The organism is Streptomyces muensis (assembly GCF_021474425.1).
In the GTDB taxonomy this organism is placed as follows: Bacteria; Actinomycetota; Actinomycetes; order Streptomycetales; family Streptomycetaceae; genus Streptomyces; species Streptomyces muensis.
Map to the genome: position 1 here is coordinate 1 of NZ_JAKEIP010000425.1, position 4,570 is coordinate 4,570.

Below are 4,570 nucleotides of genomic sequence, written 5' to 3' on the forward strand. Positions count from 1 at the left end.
CTGCCCCGACCCACCCACGCACCGTCCCGCCGCCCGTAGATGGAGAACACGACGATGACCGCGCCGCACGTTGCCGACAGCCACGACCTGATCCGGGTGCACGGCGCTCGCGAGAACAACCTCAAGGACGTCAGCATCGAGATCCCGAAGCGCCGCCTGACGGTGTTCACCGGCGTCTCCGGCTCGGGCAAGAGCTCGCTCGTCTTCGACACCATCGCCGCCGAGTCGCAACGGCTGATCAACGAGACGTACAGCGCCTTCCTGCAAGGGTTCATGCCCAACCTCGCCCGCCCCGAGGTCGACGTACTCGACGGCCTGACCACCGCGATCACCGTGGACCAGCAGCGGATGGGCTCCGACCCGCGCTCCACCGTCGGCACCGCCACCGACGCCAACGCGATGCTGCGCATCCTCTTCAGCCGCCTCGGCGAACCGCACATCGGCCCGCCCGCCGCGTACTCCTTCAACGTCGCCTCGGTCTCGGCGAGCGGCGGCTTCACCGTCGACCGGGGCGCCGAGAAGACCAGGACCGAGAAGGTCAGCTTCAGCCGCACCGGCGGCATGTGCACCCACTGCGAGGGCCGCGGCACGGTCTCCGACATCGACCTCACGCAGCTCTTCGACGACTCCAAGTCGCTGTCGGAGGATCCGTTCACCATCCCCACCTACACGGGCGACGGGTGGGTCGTGCGGGTCATAGCCGAGTCCGGGTTCTTCGACAAGGAGAAGCCGATCCGGGAGTACACGAAGAAGGAGCGGCACGACTTCCTCTACCGGGAGCCGACCAAGGTCAAGATCAACGGTGTCAACCTCACCTACGAGGGCCTGATCCCCAAGCTCCAGAAGAGCTTCCTGTCCAAGGACCGCGAGTCGATGCAGCCGCACATCCGGGCCTTCGTGGACCGCGCGGTCACCTTCGCCCGGTGCCCCGACTGCGACGGCACCCGGCTCAGCGAACTCGCCCGCTCCTCGAAGATCGGCAAGATCAACATCGCCGACGCCTGCTCGATGGAGATCCGCGACCTGGCCGAGTGGGTCCGGACACTCGAAGCGCCGTCCGTGGCGCCGCTGCTCGCCAAGCTCCAGCACACCCTCGACTCCTTCGTGGAGATCGGCCTCGGATACCTGTCCCTCGACCGGGCCTCCGGCACCCTCTCCGGCGGCGAGGCACAGCGCACCAAGATGATCCGTCACCTCGGGTCCTCGCTCACCGATGTCACGTACGTCTTCGACGAGCCGACCATCGGACTGCACCCGCACGACATCCAGCGCATGAACAACCTGCTGCTGCGCCTGCGCGACAAGGGCAACACCGTGCTGGTCGTCGAGCACAAGCCGGAGACGATCGCCATCGCCGACCACGTCGTGGACCTCGGTCCCGGCGCCGGCACGGCGGGCGGCACCGTCTGCTTCGAGGGCACCCTGGAAGGGCTGCGGAAGAGCGACACCGTCACCGGACGTCATCTCGGTGACCGGGCCGCGGTCAAGGAGACCGTCCGCAAGGCCACCGGCACGCTCGCGATCCGCGGCGCCACGGCGAACAACCTCCAGGACGTCGACGTCGACATCCCGCTCGGCGTGCTCACCGTCGTCACCGGTGTCGCCGGCTCCGGCAAGAGCTCCCTCGTGCACGGCTCGATCCCCGCCGAGGAGGGCGTGGTCTCGGTCGACCAGACCCCGATCCGCGGCTCCCGGCGCAGCAACCCGGCCACGTACACCGGACTCGCCGACCCGATCCGCAAGGCCTTCGCCAAGGCCAACGGTGTGAAGCCGGCCCTGTTCAGCGCCAACTCCGAGGGCGCCTGCCCCACCTGCAACGGCGCCGGTGTCATCTACACCGACCTGGCGATCATGCAGAGCGTCGCCACCACCTGCGAGGACTGCGAGGGCAAGCGGTTCGAGGCGTCGGTGCTGGAGTACCGCTTCGGCGGCCGGGACATCAGCGAGGTGCTCGCGATGTCGGTGACCGAGGCCGAGGAGTTCTTCCGCGCCGGCGAGGCACGCACCCCGGCCGCCCACCGGATCCTGGAGCGGATGGCGGACGTCGGCCTCGGCTACCTCACCCTCGGCCAGCCGCTGACCACCCTGTCCGGCGGTGAGCGGCAGCGGCTGAAACTGGCCACGCACATGGCCGACAAGGGCGGCGTCTACGTCCTCGACGAGCCCACCACCGGCCTCCACCTCGCCGACGTCGAGCAACTGCTCGGCCTGCTCGACCGGCTCGTCGACTCCGGCAAGTCGGTCATCGTCATCGAGCACCACCAGGCCGTCATGGCGCACGCCGACTGGATCATCGACCTCGGCCCCGGCGCCGGCCACGACGGCGGCCGGATCGTCTTCGAGGGCACCCCCGCCGACCTCGTCGCCGAGCGCTCCACCCTCACCGGTGAGCACCTCGCGGCCTACGTCGGCGGCTGACCGCGATGTGCCTCACCACGACACCGGTGATGGCCCTCCTCTCCTCCCGCGCCCGGCAGAGCCGGACGCGGGAGTGGACGAGGTGGGAGGCGGCCCGCGAGGATACGGGTGTGCGATCCAGCCACTCCACGCCCGAGGAACAGCGACTGCGCACCCTCGTCGCGCTGCGCCGCGTCCGCGACCGGATGGACCGGGAGTACGCGCGGCCGCTCGACGTCGAGGCCCTCGCGCGGGGCGTGCACATGTCGGCCGGGCACCTCAGCCGCGAGTTCAAGGCCGCCTACGGCGAGTCGCCGTACGGCTACCTGATGACGCGGCGCATCGAGCGCGCGACGGCGCTGCTGCGCCGCGGCGACCTCAGCGTCACCGAGGTGTGCTTCGAGGTCGGCTGCTCCTCGCTGGGCACCTTCAGCACCCGGTTCACGGAGCTGGTCGGGATGTCGCCGAGCGCCTACCGGCGGCAGGCGGCGGACGCCGTGGCGGACGCGACGGCCGGGATCCCGTCATGCGTGGCGAAGCAGGTGACCAGGCCCCTGCGGAAGCGGGAGGCGCCGTTCAGCCTGGCGGCCGCGGTCAACGGAGCGGTGCCGGTCGGCGAGCCGCAGCCGTAGCCGGTGGCGACGGGTGTTCACGGCAGGGTCTTCGCGTAGTACCGGTCGTCGTCCGAGTCGTAGACCAACCTGCCGTCGGCGTCGTAGCCCTTGATCCGCGGCGCGAGCGTGACCTGCTGGTTCAGCACGCCGGACGCCACGAACCAGCCGTGGTCGAGGGCCGCCTCGGCACTGCTGTCCCCGTAGGAGACGGTCACCTCGGCCACCGACGCCTCGACCGTGCCGACCAGGCCCCAGCGGAACGGGAGTTTCCAGTTGCCCCGGTCCAGGACGGACTGCTGGTAGAGCCGGCCGCCGTTCAGGTCGACGAACACGGGACCGGCTTCCGACGGACCGGCGGCACCGGTACCGGAGAGGCCGACGACCTCACCGCCCACGATCCGGCAGATGAGCGCGACATCCTGCGCCCCCGTCTCCTCCGCCTCCTTCTTCTCCTTCCGCTCCGTGGCGACGACGAACATGCCGTCGCCGGTCGCGTTGGAATCGCCGGTGCTCCGCATCGCCAGAAGGACGCGGTAGCCGTCGGCCCCGCCCGGGTCGGACCGGTCGTCGCCCCGCAGGCCGGTCCCGGCGTAGGCCAGGCACTTCTCCAGACCGTCCGTGGCCTGCGCGAAGGTGATCCCGTCGAGGAGCTGGCCCGGTGTGGCGGGCCGGGCGGGGCCAACGGGAGTCGTCGGGGACGGGGACGGCGTCCGGGCCGCGCTGACGGACGGAGCCGGTGTCGTCGCGGTGTCCGCGCCCGTACGGTCGCCGCCCAGTGCGTACGCCCCGACCGGCATCGCCGCCAACGTCACCAGCACCGCGCCCGCCGCGGCCACCCGGCGCCGTCGCTCGATCACGCCCCGGCGACGGATCGCCGGACAGGGCGCGGACGGGGGCCGGAACGTGTGCGCGGTCTCGGCGAGCAGTTCCCGCAACTGCTCCTCGAAGTCCCGCTCGCTCTCCGCTCCCTGCCGCTGCTCGTCGTCGTTCACCTGCTGCCTCCCTGCACGGACGGCGTCATCCGGGCCAGGCCCGGGTACGCCCGCAACTTCGCCAACCCCTTCGACGCCTGGCTCTTGACCGTGCCCGTGGAACAGCCGAGCACCTCGGCGACCTCGGCCTCGGACAGGTCCTCCCAGTAGCGCATGACGACCACCGCGCGTTGCCTCGGCGGCAGTTGGGCGAGCGCCTCCAGCAGGGCGCCGCGTTCGTCCACGTCGGCGAAGCCCTGTTCGCGCCTCGGCGTCTCCGGTGGTACTGCTGTCAACGACTCGGCGACTCGCCGCTTGCGGAAGCGGTCGCTGTTGCAGCTGACCAGCATCCGCCGCACATACGCCTCCGGATGATCGGCCCGCGACACGCGCCGCCATGACCGGTACGCCTTCGCCAGTGCCGTCTGGGTCAGGTCCTCGGCGTGGTGCGCGTCGCCCGTGAGCAGATACGCGGTCCGCACGAGGTGGGACCACCGCGCCCTGACGAATTCCTGGAACTGGGCCTCTAGTTCGCCCTGCATCAAGCACCTCCCTCGCCCTCCAGACCCCCACCACCCCGAATCCGGT

Annotated in this window: 4 protein-coding genes; 2 read left to right on the plus strand and 2 right to left on the minus strand. The window is 70.8% G+C overall.

Annotated features, from left to right (window positions below; all coding sequences use genetic code 11):
* Window positions 1-54 precede the first annotated feature (54 nt).
* Together L0P92_RS42310 and L0P92_RS42315 are read left to right on the plus strand one after the other, a co-directional pair.
* Entirely contained in the window at window positions 55-2,418 is a 2,364-nt protein-coding gene (locus L0P92_RS42310; RefSeq protein WP_234768460.1) for an ATP-binding cassette domain-containing protein, read from the plus strand.
* A gap of 185 nt (window positions 2,419-2,603) precedes the next feature.
* Window positions 2,604-3,029: a helix-turn-helix transcriptional regulator gene (locus L0P92_RS42315; protein WP_234768463.1), complete on the plus strand. Its 426-nt coding sequence runs from the start codon at window positions 2,604-2,606 to the stop codon at window positions 3,027-3,029.
* A gap of 17 nt (window positions 3,030-3,046) precedes the next feature.
* Here L0P92_RS42315 and L0P92_RS42320 read toward each other — a convergent pair whose 3' ends face one another.
* Window positions 3,047-4,003 (minus strand): hypothetical protein, encoded by a 957-nt coding sequence (locus L0P92_RS42320; RefSeq protein ID WP_234768461.1) that lies wholly within the window; start codon window positions 4,001-4,003, stop codon window positions 3,047-3,049.
* Entirely contained in the window at window positions 4,000-4,524 is a 525-nt protein-coding gene (locus L0P92_RS42325) for a SigE family RNA polymerase sigma factor (protein ID WP_234768462.1), read from the minus strand. Before L0P92_RS42325 ends, L0P92_RS42320 begins: the two co-directional genes overlap by 4 nt.
* Window positions 4,525-4,570 lie beyond the last annotated feature (46 nt).

Excerpts from the sequence above, each read along its gene's own strand:
- L0P92_RS42325 (WP_234768462.1), bottom strand. The coding sequence starts at position 4,524 with ATGCAGGGCGAACTAGAGGCCCAGTTCCAGGAATTCGTCAGGGCGCGG.
- L0P92_RS42310 (WP_234768460.1), top strand. The coding sequence starts at position 55 with ATGACCGCGCCGCACGTTGCCGACAGCCACGACCTGATCCGGGTGCAC.
- L0P92_RS42315 (WP_234768463.1), top strand. The coding sequence starts at position 2,604 with ATGGACCGGGAGTACGCGCGGCCGCTCGACGTCGAGGCCCTCGCGCGG.